Here is an 18,211-nt window from a genome sequence, read left to right on the forward strand (position 1 = left end):
GCAGGCGTGCTTAGTGCAGGCGTGCTGCACGGCGCCCGCCTTCGGCGGCGGGAATGCTCCACCGCGATACCGGCGCCGCGTGTCGCGCTCAAAATTCCACACGCAACCGGCTCCAGAAGAAGCGACCCAAGGTGTCGTAGGTGGTCGCGTCGGTATTGGCTGCGTTGGAGTAGCTGTAAAACTGCGGTGGTGTGCGATTGCCCAGATTGTCCACGCCCAAGGCGAGCGTGCTGTGCAAGGACGCCAGCTTGCGGCTCAGCGAAACGTTGTGATAGACCACCGAGCCGATCGGGAAATAGCGGCAGCTGCCATCGGCATTGGTGTCGGCGCAGAAGTTGTCGTACTGGCTGCCGTTGACGGTGCGGCCCAGGTAACGGGTGTTCCAGCTCGCATGCCATGGGCCCTTGTCCCAGGCCAGATTGGCCACGGCGCGCCAGCGCGGCATATTGCCCCAGCTGGAATTTTCGCCGACGTAGTTGTGCGTTTCGCCAGCGAAGCGAAAATCGGAAAAGAAGGTCGCATCCAGACCGGCAGAAAAATTACCCCACGCGGTATCGGCCAGCGTGTAGTGGATGCCCGCATCGTAGCCACGGATATCCACCTTGCCGCTGTTGTAGGCGAACGGTACGGACACGCGCGTCAGCTGCCCGGCTGCGTCGCGCTGGATCAGCGGGCAGAACGCTGCTTCGCTTCCATCGAAGCAATCGTTGACCACTTGCTGCTCGCCAACGCCAGACAGCATGTCATCCAGCACCACGCGCCAGCTGTCCACGTTGAGCGACAGGCCGCGCACCTGGTCGGGGTCGTACACCACGCCGATGTTGTAGGAGCGGCCACGCTCCGGCTTGAGCTGGAAACCGAGATTGTTGGCGCCGGAGGTCACCACGTTGAACTGCGCGGTATTGGTGAAGCTGCCATCGTTGGGTACGTTGGCGCAGGCTGGATTGGGCGCGCCGCCGGCATAGCCATTGCATGGGTCCTCGAAATCGCCGGTGGTGTCGATTACCGCGTTATAGGGCGAGCCATACAGATCGCCCAGCGCAGGCGCGCGGAACACCTGCGAGCCGGTGGCACGCACCAGCAAATTGGCGATCGGCCGCCATTCGATGGCGACCTTGCTGTTGGTCGTGTTGCCCCAGGCATCGTATTTGGAATAGCGCGAACCCAGATTGAGATTCAGGCTGCTGGCAAACGGTACGTCCTTGAGCAACGGCACCAGCAACTCGGCATAGGCCTCGCGCACCGATTCGTCGCGGCCCTGCCGGAGGATGCAGCCGTCGTTGTAATCGCAATTGCCGTCGGCATCGGCGGCGGCCACCTCGCTGGTGGTGCCCTGTGCGAATTTGTTGGTGCGATAGACCAGACCCACCGCTGCCTGCACCGCACCGGCGGGGAGTTTGAACAGATCGCCGTTGGCGCTGATGTCGACAAAACGCATCTGGCTCTCGTCGATCAGATCCACCGGTCGCTGGGTGCCGCGTAGCGCCGCGATGGTCGCCGGATCGCTGGGGTTGAAGATATTGATCGGCGTACAGCCGGCGATCACCGCACCGGGCGCGCCGCACTTGACCACCCCGTCGCTGTCCAGGAACGAGGCACCGGTGGCGTTGTTCAGCGCCGAGGTGATGGAGAAGCCCGTGCGTACCAACGTGTCCTTGTAGCGTGCGTAGCCTGCGGCCGCATCCCATTGCCAACTGGTGCCTTCCACGCGCCCGCGCAGGCCGGCCACGATATTGGTCTGGAACATCGTCGCGGTATAGACGCGCGTATTGGCCTGGGTGGAGCGCAGCAGATAACGGTCCAGCTGATCGCCGAACGGGTTGTAGTAATTGTCGGCCGCATCCTGCATCTCCATGCCGAACGCATCCAGCCGCGAGGTGGTCTTGCTGCGCGTCCAGAACACGTCCATATACCCCTGCACGTTCGGAGTGAATTCAAAACTGCCGTGCAGCGATGCGTTGGTGCGTTCTATCGGGGTGATCAGGTATTGCGCGTCGTAAACGTTGTAGCTGTCTGTCGCAGGCTGGTAAGGACGAAATGCAGTTGCGTCGACCGGTCCGGGCGGCACGCCGTCGGCTGGAGTCAGCCTGCGTCCATCGCTCAGGAATGCGCGCGTGTTGCCGCCACGGATCTCACTGACCTGCCCGTCGAGAAACTCCACCGCCCTGGCGGCATAGCTGCGATCGCGGTTGAACACCGGATTCATCGAATTGCGGCTGAGCCCAAGGATCACCCCACCGCGGTCCCAGGTCTTGCCCCACTCCAGGCCCAGCGTGCGGCTATTGGCATCGCCATGCGTGCTCTGGGCGTAATCGACCGTGGCGGCAAAGCCGTCGTACTTGTCCTTGAGGATGATGTTGACCACCCCGCCGATCGCATCGGAGCCATACACCGACGAGGCACCGTCGGTAAGCACTTCCACCCGCTCCACCATCGAGGCCGGAATGGCGTTGACATCCACGCCCGGTGCCGATGCCACACTACTGGCCGGTCCGGCCATGCGGTGGCCGTTGACCAGCACCAGCGTGCGCTCGGGTCCCAGATTACGCAGCGACACCAGCGCACGGCCATGACTGAAACCAGAGTTGAGCGCAGGGCCCGGCATGAAGCCGGACATGGCCGGGAGTTGTTGCAGCAACTGGCCGAGCGTGCTCTTGCCGCTATCTTCGATGCGCTGCCGGTCGACCACAATGACCGGGCTGGCAGTCTCGGCATCCACGCGGCGCAGATGGGTGCCGGTGACGTTGATCTGATCCAGGGTCTGGGTGACATCGTCGTCGGCGCTGCGCTGCTGTGCGAGCGCCGGCACGGCGACGATGGACAAGCCCAGGACGATCGCCTTGACCAACGGGTGAGGTCTGGAAACGAGGCACTGCGACAGCATGGCGGAGCAGCTGGGCGACATCGGAATTCCTTGTGCTTTCATGGGGACAACGGCCAACCTGCGCGCACGGCCAAGCCGCACTGCAACAGCGCAAGATGAGAGATCGATCACGACAAAGACGACACCAGCGAACTGCCGTACGAAACGGCAACTGGCCAGACAGGACGGCGACGTTGCTGCTCTCCCCCTGAGAGCACGCGACCAAGAATTGCAGGCCACGCAAAAAAAGCTTGCGACAATGCCGCGCTGGCGTCTTGACGAATTTATCCGGCACTCGTGCGGAAATTCACATGCTTTTGCCATAATTTCGACACAAAGCACGGTGACACATGGCAAGCGGTTATCGCGCACACCTGATACATGCCGGATCGCATGCACGCGCCTGATGGCTACGCGGTCGCGGGATTGCTCGCTTCACGCCCAGCGTGATGGCAAGACCACTGCACACGCCCTCAAAAGTAACCTTGTTGCCGCTAGCGTTGTAGACGGCGATCGGTGCCGATCGCCGCGCTCAGATCGCGCCGCGTGTGGATGACGGCATTGCAGCGACGTGCGTCACACGTACCAGGCCTGTACCTGCACCGCTGCGACGCCGTGCGACAGCGCCACCCGATCTGCATGCGGGCCTTGCAGACGCGCCGGTTGTCCATCGACCAGTACGCGTTGCAATCGCGTGCCGGTTGGCGCACGCAGCGTGAGCCAGGTGCGCTTGGGAGCGCGCTCGGGCAGTTGCACCTGTGCATCGATACGGCGTGCAGCGGTGTCGGTCCGCAAGGTCAATGTGACCGTGCCCCAACGTGTCGGCGCCGCAGTAACAGCGACCGCCTCGCCGCTAGCCAGCCATGCACGCGGCACTGCACGCGCAAGAAACAACTGCTCGCCCGCGCTGTCGTCGCTGACCAGCATCCAGCGCAACAACAACGGAATGGTCATTTGCGCCGGCATGCAGAACAACGGCATGCCGCCGGTGATGCCACTGACTTCGCCCGCCGTCCAGCTGCCACGCGTGTGCACCTGATAGCGGTGCGCGTAGACGAACAACAGATACTCTTCAATGCGATCCAGCCGCAGCAGCTGTTGCGCATACCCGTAGGAAATAAACCCCAGCAGATCGCGGCTACCCGGCTCCGGTGCCGCGATATTGGCCACCACGCCGATGCTGGTGCCGCCGTGGCCGCGCAGGCAGTCGATCACCAGATGGGCGAGGTCGTCCGGCAACACATCGGCCTGCAGCAACTCGGCGTAGACGCGATGCGGCCACTGCTGCTCGCTGGGTTTTTCCTGCAGCAACGATTGCCGAAAGGTCAGCGTGGTGCCCGGCAGCGGGCCGACATACGGCGGCGACAGATCGCGGCGCACATTGGCACGCAGGCTGGCTTCCAGCCGTGTGCGCAACTGCTTCGCGCGGCGCTGCCATTGGGCCGCCTGTGCCGCATCGCCACCGAGCGTGCTCCAGACCTGCGCAATGTCCTCCCACCCACGAATGGTCAGCGCGCTGTTGGCGTAATACGGCTTCCACCACAGCGATGGATCGGGAAACAGGCACGCATCCGATTCGTTCCAGCCATGCAGCAGGCCGTGCCCGGACGCATTGCGCGGCAATGCCAATGCCTGATCGTGCAACGCGCACAACACCTGCGCGGTGGCCGCAATCTTGGGCAGCAATCGGCGCAAGCGCAGCGCATCGCCGGTATAGCGCAGATAGCGCGCCAGCAACGACAAGGTCAGACCGAACTGCCCCACCTCCGGTCCGCGCATGTTCGGCAGGCCATCGTCCTGCACGAACGCATCGAAATAGTTGTCGAGTACCGCAGCAGCCTGAGCAAAGCGGCCCCATTCCAGATTGGCATAGAGCGAACTGGTAAAGGTGTCTTGAAAGCCGTCGTACTCGTTACCGTAGTAGTCGCGCTCCACCGCGCCGTACTTCGGATAGTCGCCCCCCGGGCGCACCACCAGCTCGCGTGCGAACGCGAACTGCGCCATGTCATTCCAACTGGCATCGGGCAGTTGCGCCTGCACCGTGCCGTCCAATGCCTGTTGCCAGTACGCCGCGAAATCGATCAGCGCCGCATAAAACTGCTCGGCGGTGGCCGGCGTGCGCAGCGTGCCGAATGCGGGATAGCTGTGCGTGTAGTGCACCGCCACGATCTTCCCGCCGCGGACCTGCATGGTGCGGTGCCAGGTCTGCACCACAAAGCGGTCGGGCGCGCGCACATCTGCGAATACCAGCACGTCGTACCAGGCGTCGGCCTCGCCCTCGCGGCGCATCACCTTGCGCACCGCCGGCATCCAGCCACCGAGCATGCCTTCTTCGCGCCGTTTGATCAGCGCCTCCTCGCCAAGTTCGGTGAAGGCATGTTCCGGCCGCGAGGTGCGGCTGCGGCCGTTGGGCAAGATCGGCATGGTGTCCAATGCTTCGCGCGTGCCAACAAACGTGGTCCACGGCCAGCGCCCACCGTTGTCCTTGGGGTCCAGCAACGACGCCGGCGGTGGCGCGACATCGCGCACCTGCGCCTCGTCCGGGTCGCCCTCACGCAGCAAGCGGTCGGCAAGCAGGTCGGCATCGGCCATGGCGACCTGCGCCAGCGGCATGCCGAAGTACGGCGCCCCTGCCGCCGGGTAGGCAGCTTCGGTGCGTTTGTCCAGGCGCAGCATGCCGCTGTCGGTCCACAGCGTGAGCTGGCCCTGCGAGTCGTCGAGCTGTTCGTAGACAGTCCACTGTTGCTGCAGGTGCTCAAAACTGCACAGCTTGCTGCCCACCTGCGCGACTGAAGGCAGTGCCTCAAGGCGCGGCCGTAATGCTGCAGGCAGCGCCGCCGCGCTGGCCGACACCGCGTGACCCGCCAGCGCAGCGCCGGCCCCCACGGCCGCGGTCGCTGCCATGCCTTGCCGCAGAAAGGTTCTCCGGTCCATCGTCGTGCCCTTGGTGGTCGTAACCGCATCCTGCGCGCATGCACCCGCCACGTCTTGTGGCAGTGATCCGACGCGGGTGCGGAAATCTGCATACAGACCGATTCGCTGGCATGTGCGCGGTGGTGCCTGCTGCGGCCTTACGGCATGCGCGCAACACTGGGCCCTTGCAAGATCTGAGGCATGCAGTGGCGCCGGCGGACTGGCTGCGTTGCTTGGCTCGCTGGCATCTTGCATGCCGCATAGCCGATGCGTTCCGGCTGCGTTACATCGCAATCGATCATGTATGGCGACGATGGATAAACCACATTGATCACCGCAAACTGCCGGTGTTGCGGTGCGGTTCTTGCGCAGGCGATGTGCACGAAGCGCTAGCAGTCGACACGCAGCTTAGGGCAGCTAACAAAACGACGGTGCTCACCGCCAGGCGGGCGCGACCGGTGCTCGGTGCGGCATGTACCACTCCGTACCTTCCGGTTCTGAGCGCGCCGTCCACACCCACCTGACGACTGCTCGCGACGTTTTGGTAGCCACTCTCAGCGCATGTCGTCAAGACTTGCCAGACGTGACCATCGAGTTTTGCAGCGGGCGTTTGAAGCGACCTGCGATCGATGCTCCAGCATCGAGCAAGCATGACGCAGTGCATGCCCGCAGGACCCCCTGCCATTTGGCGGCGTGACTTTCCGGCCGGGTTGGATGCCTGCGGTATCGGCCACACTCGCGGCACGTCCACTGCCGCAGGGTGCGCTTGCGGCAGCGCGGATGCGGTTATGTACAAGGACCGTCATGCAGCCACCAGTACCTTGCACCTCGAACGGCGTCGACGCAGTAGCGTCGCGTTCCGTCGCAGCACCCGTCTTGACCGCCCTGCTGCGCCCCCGCCGGCTGTGCCTCGCGTTGCTGACGCTCATCGCACCGGGCATCGCGCAGGCACAAGTAGACCTGTCGCAACTGGATGCGGACATGGCCGCGCCACGCACCCAGGTACTGGTGCTTGGCAGCGTGCACCTGTCGCAGTTGCCGGAAGGCAGCGACATCAGTGCAGCGCGGCTGCAACCATTGCTGGACCGATTGGCAGCCTATAAGCCGACCATCATCACGACGGAGGATCTGTCGGGCGAAACCTGCGATCTGATGCGGCGGCATCCCACGGTGTATCTGCCGGAAGACAGTGCGGCCTATTGTCCCAAGGTCGACGACGCAGCACGTGCGACCGGCCTGGATGTGGCGGCCGCCATCGGCAAGGTGCGTGCAACGCTCAAGAGCTGGCCCAGCGCGCCGACGCCGGCGCAGCGACGGCAGCTGGCTGCAGTGTTTCTGGCCTCGGGTGACCCGTCGTCTGCCTTGGTGCAGTGGTTGCAACTTGCGCAGGCAGAGCAACGCGCTGGCGATGGGTTGGATACAGCGCTCGTCGCGCGGCTGCGCGCTGCGGAACAGCGCCAGGACGAGAGTAGCCTGATCTCCGTGCCGCTGGCGGTACGGCTGGGACTGCAGCGCGTCTACCCGGTCGACGATCACACCGGCGACAACGTGCAGGTGGACGACCCGGCAGCTTATGGCACTGCCGTCCAGGGGGCCTGGGAAAAAGCCGCACCGCGCGCCAGCACCATGCTCGCGCAGAAAAAACAGCTGGCGCAGCAAGGCAAGCTGTTGGAGCTGTACCGCGCGATCAACCTGCCGGCCAACCAGCAGTTGTCGATCGATGTGGACTTCCGCGCGGCGTTGAGCGAGAAGTCGCCGCAACACTACGGCTATCGCTACGTGTCCGGTTGGGAAATCCGCAACCTGCGCATGGTGTCCAATGTGCGCGCCAGCTTTGCCGACCAACCAGGTGCACGTGTGCTGGCGGTGGTGGGCGCCACGCACAAGCCCTGGTTCGATAATTTCCTGGGACAGCTACAGGGCGTGGAGATCGTCGATGCAGCGCAGGTGTTAGGCAGTGAGTAAAACGACTTCAGCATGAAGCTTCACGTCAGGAGCCTAGTCAGTCGAGGGCGCGTTGCCCTCACCGCTCGCGGGACACGCCGCAAGTACGTCCCTGTAGGCTCGGTGGCCGCATCCATGCCGCCACACGGTCCCGCAATCGGTGAGAACACCGCACCAGAGAGTGAATCGGTTGCTTTCTTGCAAGCAGAGTTAACAGGTTACTTTCTTACAAACGTGGCCGTTGATCTACTTGCGTTGGAAGGATGACAAAACGCGCCGTTATCCGAACGCGGACGTCATGCCTTGCTTGCACCATGCACACCGACACTCTTGATTGGTCCTTGCCCACCCACCGTCGCGGGACCTTACGCGGCATGGATACAGGGACGTACTTGCGGCGTGTCCCGTGATGGTGGGCGGACAAGGGCCCTGCAGCGAAGTGGCCGTTGATCTGCTTGGGTTGGAAGGATGACAAAACGCGCCATTATCCGAACGCGGACGTCATGCCTTGCTTGCACCATGCACACCGACACTCTTGATTGGTCCTTGCCCGCCCACCGTCGCGGGACCTTACGCGGCATGGATGCCGCGTAAGAGCCTACAGGGACGTACTTGCGGCGTGTCCTGCGATGGTGGGTGGGTAAGGGCCCTGCAGCGAAGTGGCAGACAAGTCTCGCCAAGCACGGCATCAAACGGACAGCCGTGCATTAGATCGACAACGGCCGTCGTCCACTCCGAGCTCTCAGCTCAATACGTCCAACAAGCTACCCAGCATCTCGTCGGAGCGACGTAGCGCAGCGGCATTGGCCTGGAAGTCGTTGCGTGCCGATAGCCCGTCGACCAGATCAGTGACCGGAGCCGACGGATCGGACGACGCATCGACCACGCTGGCCGACACTCCACCATTGGCTTGCGTGCTGGCCGCGACAGCCTGACGCGGGCTGCCCTCCACCGGCTGGCGGGCCACATTGCTGGCGGCCACCTGCTGACGCAGCGCGGCGACCTGCATTCCGGAACTGGCGATGCTGCTGATGCTCATGGTGGCTCCGGTGTGGCGGTGAGTGGATGCAAACAAGGCCCCACGCGTTGCAGACAGCATGCGAAGGGCGGCAACGACACGATCAGCAAGACTCAGTAAGAACCGACGCGCACCCGCAGCACGACCGGTTCCTGGCTGGCCGGACCCCCGCGGCCGAAGTTGAGCCCGTAGTCGGTCTGGTCGCCGTTGAGCTGCTTTTCCACCTGCCAGCGCCCGTCGACATACCGCCCCTGCTCCACCCGCAACAGTTGTCCATGACGGTTATCGGCCGCCTCGCGGAAAAATTCAATGCGCGCAGCCATGCCGGTAACCAAGAACTCTTCCGGCCCCAGCTGCGCCACCAGCAGCCGCCCGCCGTGATCGTCGTTGCCCGGCAGGATCGCCGGCGCATCGCCCCACAACGGCGCACCGAACGACACCTTGGCCTGCCAATCGCCAAAGCGCAGGGTACGTTGCGGCATGCCGGGCTGCTCGGCAATGCCTTGCAGCCGTCCGTCGAAGGCGGCCTGCGCCAGCACGCGTTGCAGCGGCGCCAACAGCTTGAAATTGGCCGCATGCGCAGCGATTGCAGCGCGATTGGCGTCGCTATCCGGGTTGCCGTCCATACCGAACACCGAAAACCCGATCCCGCCCTGCCCCAGCACATGGAACAGGTACGGCGCCGTCGCCGCTTCGAAGCCGGTCTCCGACACCCAGGCCGGGTTGTCCGACCGCGCGTACTGGCCGATGACCTTGGTGTATTCGTTGTAATCGCTGGTGTAGATGTCGGTACCGATGAAGTCGATCGACGGCGTGGCCGCGCGCCACAGTGCGAACACATTCACCGTTGCGCCGCCGGACGGGTAATCCATGCCTGGGTAGCGCTTGCCCTTGTAGCGCAACCAGGTGTTGACGTAGAGCGGCAGCGGATATGCACGCTTGCCGGCAGCGGCCACTTGCTCGATGTACGCGGCGGTGGCATGCGCATTGAAGGCTTCCGCTGCATCGGCACCAAACAGTTGTTGCCAGCTGCCTTGCGGCTTGCCCAACGCCTGTGCGATTGCTACAGGCACCGGCTGCGCAAACGCCGCCTCGCCGGCCGGGCCGTGGTCGCGCACCGTGCCGATGGCACCGGGTTCGTTTTCCACCTGCACCAGAATCACCGTGTGGCGGTCGCCATCGACCTTGCGCAGATGCTGCATCAACGCAGTGAACGCACGCGCATCGGCCTGCACGTTGGCAGCCACGTGCGGCGACAACACATCCACCGGCTCGCCATTGGCATCGCGCATGCGCGGATACGTGGTCTCGTCGCGTTTGATCCACTCCGGCACGTAATGCATCTGGCCGTTCTTCCAGCTGCCGAACCACAGCAATGCCACGCGCAGGCCGCGCTTGCGTGCGCCGGCGATCAATGCATCCACATTGGTGGTGTCGAAACGGCCCGGCGCCGGCTCGAACTGCTCCCAATACACCGGCGCTTCCACGGTGTTGGCGTGCAGCGCGACCACGTCGTCCAGTGCCTGCGGCAACACCGCCGGCCACGCGCTGGAATTGTGCAATTGCGCAGCCAACATCGTATACGGCGCACCATCGACAAAGACCGCATGGCGGCCGTTCTGGCTGACAAAGCGTGGCATTTCTTCAGCGCACGCTGCCGGTGTCATCGCACCTGCCAGCAACGACAGCACACACAGGCAGACAACCGCGCGGCCACGCCGGCGCATGGCGGATAGACGGGCAAACAGCATCAGCGAGCCTCCGGGGTGGATGAATTCCAGTGCGGCGTGGGCTGCCCGAGCAGGTGGCGCACGAAGAAGTCGTACTGGCGGCGCTGCACATAATCGATCGGCCCGCTCGAGCGGCCCACCGAATGCTCGCCGCCCGGCATGTTGAGCAGGTCGAAGTCCTTGCCGGCCTTGATCAAGGCATCAGCCACCTGTGCGGTGGAGGCAGGATCTACATTGCTGTCCTGCTCGCCCACGATCAGCAGCAGGTCGCCCTGCAACTTGGCCGCATTGGCCACGCCGGAGGCAGCGGTATAGCTGGCATCCACCGGCCACCCCATCCACTGCTCGTTCCAGCTGATCTTGTCCATGCGGTTGTCGTAGCAACCGGCGAACGCCACGCCCACCTTGTAGAAGTCCGGATGGCGTTCGAGCGCGCCCAAGGTGCTTTGCCCACCGGCAGAAGCGCCGTAAATACCGACGCGACTGATGTCGTAAGAAGGATCTTTGGCCGCCAGTGCACGATGCCAGGCGATGCGATCTGGGAATCCGGAATCGCCCAGATTCTTCCACGCCACATCATGAAATGCCTTGGAGCGGTTGGCGGTGCCCATGCCGTCGATCATCACCACGATGAAGCCCAGATCCGCCTGCGCCTGCATGCCGATCTGCTTGTCGCCGCCGGAGTGATAGCCGAACGGCCAGAACGTCTTGGGCACGAAAGAGTCGTGCGGGCCGGCGTAGATGTTTTCGATCACCGGATACTTTTTGTGCGGGTCGTAATCGCGCGGCCGCACCACCATGCCCCAGATGTCGGTGCGACCGTCGCGGCCCTTGGCGACGAAGGTTTCCGGCGCACGCCAGCCTGCGGCAAGCAACTTTTCGATGTTGCCGTGTTCCACTTGCTGCAACAGCCGGCCATCGATGGCATGCAGCTCCATCACTGGCGGCAGATCCGGGCGCGAGTAGACATCGACGTAGTGCCGGCCATCGTCTGCAATTGCCACGTCGTGATCGGCATCGGCGGTGGTCAATCGCGTCAGGTTGCGCCCATCGAAATCCACGCTGTAGAGCTGGCGGTCATACGGGTCCTTGCCGGCATCCATACCGCTGGCAGTGAACCAGAGACGCCGCTGCGTATCGTCGACCTTCAGTACATCGCGCACCACCCAGGGCCCCTGGGTGACCTGCTCGATGATGGTGCTGTTGTGGCCGTCGTACAGATACAGATGTCGCCAACCGTCGCGCTCGGAGATCCACAGAATCTGGTCGCCATGCGCATCCACGTCATGGCGAAAGCTGCGGTCGGCATAGACGAACGTGCGTGCGTCCTCGCCCACTGCCACATGCGCCTGCCCTGTGGCGGCATCGATCGCAATCACGCGCATACGCTGAAACCCGCGCTGCACGTACTCAAAGCTCACACTGCGCCCATCCGCCCGCCACTGCAGCGGCGACAACGAATACGGTGTGGGGAACAACGCGTTGTCCACCACGCGCCGTGTGCCATCCACCGCCAGCAGCACCGGCCGTTCCACATCCACCGCATCGCCCGGCTTGGGATATAGCTGGGTGTGCACCACCGGCTCAAGACGTCCGGCCGGCGCGGCTTCCACACGGGTGACCCGGCGCGCAGTACCCGGCCGCACCCGATACACCGCCAGCTGCTGCGAATCGGGCGACCAGGCAATGCTTTCCGGATCGAAGTAATCCTCGGCGCGACCATCGTCGGTACGCTGCACGAGGTGACCATCGGCCACCCGACGCACGACCAGATTCCAGCCATCGGCCAGCGCCTCCCACTGCCCGTCGGGCGAGCGGCGCGGCGTGGTATCGGCCGCTACGTCCGGGTCGCGCACCACGCCAAAGCCGCGCGGCCGCTGCTGCAACTGCGGCTGCCGGCCGGGGGCGTCGGGCGCGCACTGATACGTGGTCAAGGTGCAGCGCCACGCAGCGTCCTCAATGGCGAACACGATCGCGCCGTCTGCACGCGTGCCTTCCTGCGAGTACACAAACTGCTCAAACGGCAGCGCCAACGCTGCGTAGGCGTTGCCAGTGGCGGCCTGCAGCGCCTGCGCAACGCGCGCCTGGTCGAAGGCCGGCTGCTTGTGCACCGTGGCAACGTCCACGCGGATGAAAGCGAACCCGCCAGGCACGGTCTTACGGTAATAGAACGTGCCGTCGTCCTGCCACTGCGCTGGCCAGGCGACGTTCTCGGTCAACGTGCTCCAGCGCGCGCGCAAGCCGAGCGAGCGTTGGTAATCGGCCACACTGGGCGCCGCCTGCGCAGTGGCCGCAAGCAACAGCATGCAGGCGGCGATGACGCGCGCCGCCTGCGTTCTCCATGCATGACGCCAGGCGTCATTCGCCATCGTCTTCTTCCAATGCCAGTTCGTCGCTGCGCAGGCCGCTGCGTGCGCCCCAGTGATAGATGAAGAACGCAATCACCGCCACGCTCAGCGTATCGAACGGATGCGCGATCCAGCCGTGGCCGCCAAACGTGCCGGCCCACGACACCGCCATCACCAGCACGAAAAACACGATCAACCACAGCGACGCGCGCACCTGACGCAGCAAGCGCGCCCTGCCCTCGCGCGATGGCAACCGGTACAGCACGTACAGGACAAAGGCGAGCACTTGCAGGCCAAGCAGCCACGACAAGGTGGGCCAGGTGGACCAGTACACGATCAACGCCGCCACCATGAACGACACTGGCCCCAACACCGTCAAACCGCGCACATAGAACGGCCGCGGCAAGTCCGGCGCGCTGCGCCGCAAGGCGGCCACCGTCACCGGCGCCACCGCATAGCTCAGCACCAAGGCCGCCGACACCACGCCGATCAGCGTCTCCCATGACGGAAACGGCAGCGTCCAGAAGATCGACAGGCCCAGGCTCAACCACAACGCCGGACGCGGAATCCCCGAGGCCGGGTCGACCCGCGTCAGCACCGGCAGAAATCCACCGCTACGTGCCCAGCCATACACCACGCGCGGCGTGGCATTCATGTAGATATTGCCGGTACCGCTGGGCGAGACCATCGCATCGCAGATCACCAGCGCCGCCAGCCACGCCATGCCCAAGGCCAGCGCGATGTCGTGATACGGCAACGAAAATGCCTTGTCGATGCCGCTCCAGCCCTGCGCCAGTTGTGCCGCCGGAATACTGCCCAGAAAGGCGAGTTGCAGCAGCACATAGATCACCGTGGACAGCGCCACTGACAGGATCAAGGCAATGGGAATATTGCGCTGCGGGTCGCGCACTTCGCTGGCCACCGACACGATGGGGGTGAGCCCTAGATACGCAAAGATGATGCCGCCGGCCGAGATCGCCGCCTCCACCCCGGCCATGCCCGACGGGGCGAATCCATGCACGCTCAGGTTGTCTGCGTTGAAGCGCTTCATCAGCAGCACGATCACCAGGATCGGCACCAGAAACTTGAAGATGCTGACGATGTTGTTGGCCAGCGCAAAGGTCTTGACGCTGAAGTAGTTGAGCACGAAGAACAGCAGCAGCAAGGCCAGCTGCACCAACCAGCCCCACACGCTGGGATGGCTGCTGCCTGGCTGACTCAGCCAGGGAAACCACGCTGCCGCATATTGCCGCGCGGCCTCCACCTCGATCGCAATCAGGCTGGAAAATGCGATCAAGGTGATGAAGCCGGTCAACGAGCCCAGCAAGGCACCGTGCGAATACTCCGGGTAACGCACCACCCCGCCGGCGCGCGGCAGTGCGGCGCCGAGTTCGCAATACACCAGCCCCAACAGCAACACCGCAATGCCGCCGAGAATCCATGACAGGATGCCGGCCGGCCCGGCGATCGAAGACACATGGCTTGCGGAAAACAACCACCCCGAGCCGAAGATGGAACCCAGGCCGATAAAGGTCAGGTCGGTCAGGCTCAGTCGCTTGTGGAACTTGCCTTGCGTGGTCGCACCGTGTGTTGTCATACGTCGCCCCGAAGAGTGGAAAGCGCAGTTACTGCGGCAATGCCGCACGCGTGGTGGTCATGCATTAATTATCGGCTGCCGCCGAAGCATCGCTTGCCGAGGCCTCGGCTGCGCTGTCGTCCGGATACGGCGACACGCCACCGTCGGCAATGAAACGCGCGATGCGCGCTTCCAGTACCGGCAGCGGCACCGAGCCGGTCTGCAGCACCGCATCATGGAAATGGCGCAGGTCGAATTTTTCGCCCAGTGCGGCTTCGGCCTTGCGGCGCAGCTCCAGGATCTTCAGCTCGCCCAGGTAATACGACAGCGCCTGCCCGGGCCATGCAATGTAGCGATCCACTTCGGTGGTGACTTCGTGCTCGCTCAGCGCGGTGTTGTCGCGCAGGTAGGCCTGCGCCTGTTGCCGCGTCCAGCCCTTGTGGTGGATCCCGGTGTCGATCACCAGCCGGCAAGCGCGCCACATCTGGTAGGTGAGATAGCCGAAGCGGTCATAGGGCGTGTCGTACATGCCCATTTCCTGGCCCATGTACTCCGAATACAGTGCCCAGCCTTCGCCATACGCCGAGATATAGCTATAGCGGCGAAACGCCGGCAGCCCCTGCGCTTCTGCGGCCAGCGGCATTTGCAGCGCGTGGCCGGGCGAGGATTCGTGCAGCGTCAATGCGGTCAGGTTGTACAACGGCCGCGATGGCAGGTTATAGGTATTAACCAGATAAATGCCGGGACCGCCGCGGCCACCGGTGTAGAACGGTGCCAGTTCCGGCGGTACCGGTTCGATCGCGAAGCGGCGGCGCGGCAGCCGGCCGACGTAATCGCCCACTTTGGCATCCACCCGCTTGGCGATCCATGCCGCCTGCTTGAGCAGTTCTTCCGGCGTCTTGGCATAAAACTGCGGGTCGGTGCGCAGAAAGTGCAGAAACGCCGGGAACACCGCCTGCCCTGCCGGTGGCTTGAAGCCGCTCTCGGCAATGGTGGCGTCCATCTGCTTGCGCAGCTTGGCGACTTCCTGCAAACCGATCTGATGGATCTGGTCCGGGCTTAGCTCCAGCGTGGTGAATTCGCGGATCTGCGCGCGGTAGTAGGCTTGGCCATCGGGCAAGGCTTCCCCGGCCAGCGTCGTGCGCGCACGCGGCTGGTACTCGGTGCGGATGAAATCCAGCAACGCTGCATACGCCGGCACCACCTGTGCGTTGATGGTTGCCACTGCCTGCGCACGCAGTTGCGCCTGCACGTCTGCCGACAGCGTGGCCGGCATCGTTTTGAACGGTGCGTAGAACGGATTGGCCTCGCTCCTGGCCTGCACCACATCGGCGATGGACTGGTCGCGCCCGGTCAAGGTGACCTTCGGTTGGCTGAAGCCGCGCGCCAGGCCGGCGCGCATATTGTCGGTGTGCTCGGCGAAATAGCGCGGGATATCGGCCAGCATCTTCAGATAGCGCTGATAGTCATCGCGCGTGCGTAGCGTGGCCTGCGCGCTGAAGCCCAGGTCGCTCCAGAACGCCGAGTCGCTGTTGAATGGCATTTCCCAGGCACGAAACCGTTGCTGGTCCAGCAGCACCTGCAGCTGCTGCCGATACACCTGGTAGCTCACCTGATCTTCAGCCGACAGCTGCGCCTGCGGAATCGCATCCAGCTCTTTCAACGCCTGTTGCCAGTACGCCGTGCGCAGGTTTTGCGTGGTCACATCGACCTTGGGCAGATGATCGGACTGCTTGTCTTGCGTGGCCTGGTTATCTTCATCCACCGCGCCGGACAGCTGCGCCTGGCGCCAGCGCCATTCGCGCGTGTACAGCGCTTTGAAGCGCGCTGCTGCGCTGTCTTGCGTGGTTGATGCGGGTGCTGCCGGTGCTGCGGCCTGCGCCTGCAATGCGGTGCCACCCACACTGGCTGCAATCAAGACACTCAATGCGCTGGCGCGCCACACGTTGCTGGTCGTCATCGGCGTGCCTCCGGCGCTGCCTTGGCCTGCGCAATCCACTGCCGCACGCGTTGCTGCAACATCGCCAACGGCATTGCGCCGCCACCGAGCACCGCATCGTGGAAGGCGCGCACATCGAAGCGGTCGCCGAGTGTTTTCTCCGCTTCGGCACGCAGCGCCAGGATCTGCAGCTGCCCGAGTTTGTAACCCAGCGCCTGCCCCGGCCACACGATGTAGCGGTCGGTTTCAGACTGGATGCTGGGCTCGTCGTCGGACGGATGGGCATGGAAAAAATCCACCATCTGCTGGCGATTCCAGCGCTTGTAATGCACCCCGGTATCCAGCACCAGGCGGTTGGCGCGCAGCAACTCGCCGGACAGGCGGCCGTAGTCGTTGTACGGGTCCTTGAAGAAACCGATCTCCTTGCCCAGGCGCTCGGCATACAGCGCCCAGCCTTCGATATAGGCGTTGTAGCCGGCCTGCTGGCGGAACGGCGGTAATGGCAGTGTCTGCGCAAGCGAAATCTGCAGGTGATGGCCAGGCACGCCTTCGTGATAGGCGGTGGTTTCGATGTTGATCAAGGTGCGGCTGGCGAAGTCGCTGGTGTTGACCTTCACGATGGCCGGCTTGGTGCCTTCCGGATTGCTTTGCCAATATTCGGCGCCCGGCGCAGCGCGGCGGAAGGCTGGCATCGCCTGCACCTCCAGCGCGGTCTTGGGCAGGTGTCCGAACAACTTGGGCAGCTCCGGCTCCATCGCGGCGATGTACTGGCGGTACTGCTGCAGGATCTGCTCGCCGGAGGTGGCGAAGTGCCGCTTGTCGGTCTCCACCGCCTTGCGGAAGCTGGCCAGATCGGCAAAACCCTGCGCCTTGGCGATCACCGCCATGTCGCCTTCGATGCGCGCCACTTCCTTCAACCCGATCTGATGGATCTCCTCCGGCGCCATGTCGGTGGTGGTCTGGGTATGGATGGCGTAGCGATAACGGCGCTCGCCATCGGGCAGCGACCAGATGCCTTCGGAGCTGCGGCCCTGTGCGGCGTATTCGTCGCGCACGAATGCTGCCAGCTTGCCGTAGGCCGGACGCACCTGTTGATCGATCGCCGCAAGCAGTTGCGTGCGCAGCGCAGCGCGTTGATCGGCCGGCACCGCAGCATCGAGCTTTTTCAGCGGCGAGGCGAACGGGCTCTGCTCGCCGGTCAGCGCCGCGATCTTGTCGATCTGCTCGGGCAGGCGCTCCAGCAGATATTTCGGCTGCACCAGGCCCTCTTTGGCGCCCTGCCGCGATACCGCGATGACCTGATCGATCACGGTCGGGATCGCCTGCAGCCGCGTGATGTAATCCTGGTAATCCTTGGCGTTTTCGAACGAAAACGCATCGCCATAGCCGGCCAGCGCCAGCTGGATGCCGCCGATCGGCTCCAGCGGCATCGCATAGGTCTTCAGGTCGATGCCTTCGAGCTTGTCGCGCAACTGGCCGAGCATCATCTGCAGGCTGAGCTGACGTTGCTCATCCAGCGCCTTGGCATCCACCGCTTCGAATTGCGTGAGCAGCGCGGCGGTGGCGCTGCGGTCGGCCTGTACGGCCTCCAGCGAGTAGTCGCTCCAGCGGTCGTTATAGCGTTTGTCGCCGATGATGCTGGCGAACTCGGGGCTGTGCTGCAGCTGGTATTGCCACTGCGTGTCCAGCAGCGCATCGAAGGCCTTGGCTGCCTGTTCGCCAGGTACGGCTGCCGCAGTGGCGGCCGGACGATCCGGCGTGGAAGGCGCCGGTTTGCAGGCGGTAAACAACGCGGCTGCAAGCAGGCCGATGGCGACAGGACGCAGGTGCTTCATGCAGTGACTCCAGAATGCAAAGACGGCGGTAGGAGCGCACCCGGG

Annotated in this window: 9 protein-coding genes and 1 other RNA gene; 2 read left to right on the top strand and 8 right to left on the bottom strand. The window is 64.0% G+C overall.

The genetic code is table 11. The features are described from left to right. Positions 1-88 precede the first annotated feature (88 nt). Together ABQU90_RS05680 and ABQU90_RS05685 are read right to left on the bottom strand one after the other, a co-directional pair. A complete protein-coding gene (locus ABQU90_RS05680) occupies positions 89-2,905 on the bottom strand; it encodes a TonB-dependent receptor plug domain-containing protein (protein ID WP_323523481.1) in 2,817 nt (938 codons plus the stop codon). A 534-nt stretch (positions 2,906-3,439) separates the two neighbouring features. Next, a complete protein-coding gene (locus tag ABQU90_RS05685) occupies positions 3,440-5,797 on the bottom strand; it encodes a glucosidase family protein (RefSeq protein WP_323523458.1) in 2,358 nt (785 codons plus the stop codon). Positions 5,798-6,248: 451 nt separating this feature from the next. Between ABQU90_RS05685 and ABQU90_RS05690 the strand changes: the two genes are divergently transcribed. Further along, a non-coding RNA gene (locus tag ABQU90_RS05690) (sX9 sRNA) lies at positions 6,249-6,326 on the top strand. A 254-nt stretch (positions 6,327-6,580) separates the two neighbouring features. Further along, positions 6,581-7,741 (top strand): DUF5694 domain-containing protein, encoded by a 1,161-nt coding sequence (locus tag ABQU90_RS05695; RefSeq protein ID WP_407078759.1) that lies wholly within the window; start codon positions 6,581-6,583, stop codon positions 7,739-7,741. Positions 7,742-8,462: 721 nt separating this feature from the next. Here ABQU90_RS05695 and ABQU90_RS05700 read toward each other — a convergent pair. The 6 genes from ABQU90_RS05700 to ABQU90_RS05725 all read right to left on the bottom strand — a co-directional run bounded on the left by ABQU90_RS05700 (position 8,463) and on the right by ABQU90_RS05725 (position 18,166). Next, positions 8,463-8,759 carry a flagellar basal body rod protein FlgC gene (locus ABQU90_RS05700; RefSeq protein WP_115513263.1) on the bottom strand — a complete coding sequence of 99 codons (297 nt, stop codon included), beginning with the start codon at positions 8,757-8,759 and terminating at the stop codon, positions 8,463-8,465. A 92-nt stretch (positions 8,760-8,851) separates the two neighbouring features. Further along, on the bottom strand, positions 8,852-10,489 hold the full coding sequence (locus tag ABQU90_RS05705; protein ID WP_323523460.1) for a DUF5597 domain-containing protein: 1,638 nt from the start codon (positions 10,487-10,489) through the stop codon (positions 8,852-8,854). Continuing rightward, on the bottom strand, positions 10,489-12,837 hold the full coding sequence (locus ABQU90_RS05710) for a S9 family peptidase (RefSeq protein WP_323523461.1): 2,349 nt from the start codon (positions 12,835-12,837) through the stop codon (positions 10,489-10,491). The genes ABQU90_RS05705 and ABQU90_RS05710 overlap by 1 nt, the downstream gene beginning before the upstream one ends. Continuing rightward, entirely contained in the window at positions 12,827-14,413 is a 1,587-nt protein-coding gene (locus tag ABQU90_RS05715; RefSeq protein WP_323523462.1) for an APC family permease, read from the bottom strand. Before ABQU90_RS05715 ends, ABQU90_RS05710 begins: the two co-directional genes overlap by 11 nt. A 64-nt stretch (positions 14,414-14,477) precedes the next feature. After that, on the bottom strand, positions 14,478-16,352 hold the full coding sequence (locus tag ABQU90_RS05720) for a DUF885 domain-containing protein (RefSeq protein WP_323523463.1): 1,875 nt from the start codon (positions 16,350-16,352) through the stop codon (positions 14,478-14,480). Continuing rightward, complete coding sequence (locus ABQU90_RS05725; RefSeq protein ID WP_323523464.1) at positions 16,349-18,166, bottom strand: DUF885 domain-containing protein; 1,818 nt, start codon at positions 18,164-18,166, stop codon at positions 16,349-16,351. The genes ABQU90_RS05720 and ABQU90_RS05725 overlap by 4 nt, the downstream gene beginning before the upstream one ends. Positions 18,167-18,211: the final 45 nt, after the last annotated feature.

Origin of the sequence: Xanthomonas sp. WHRI 10207, assembly GCF_040202975.1 — a bacterium.
GTDB lineage: Bacteria > Pseudomonadota > Gammaproteobacteria > Xanthomonadales > Xanthomonadaceae > Xanthomonas.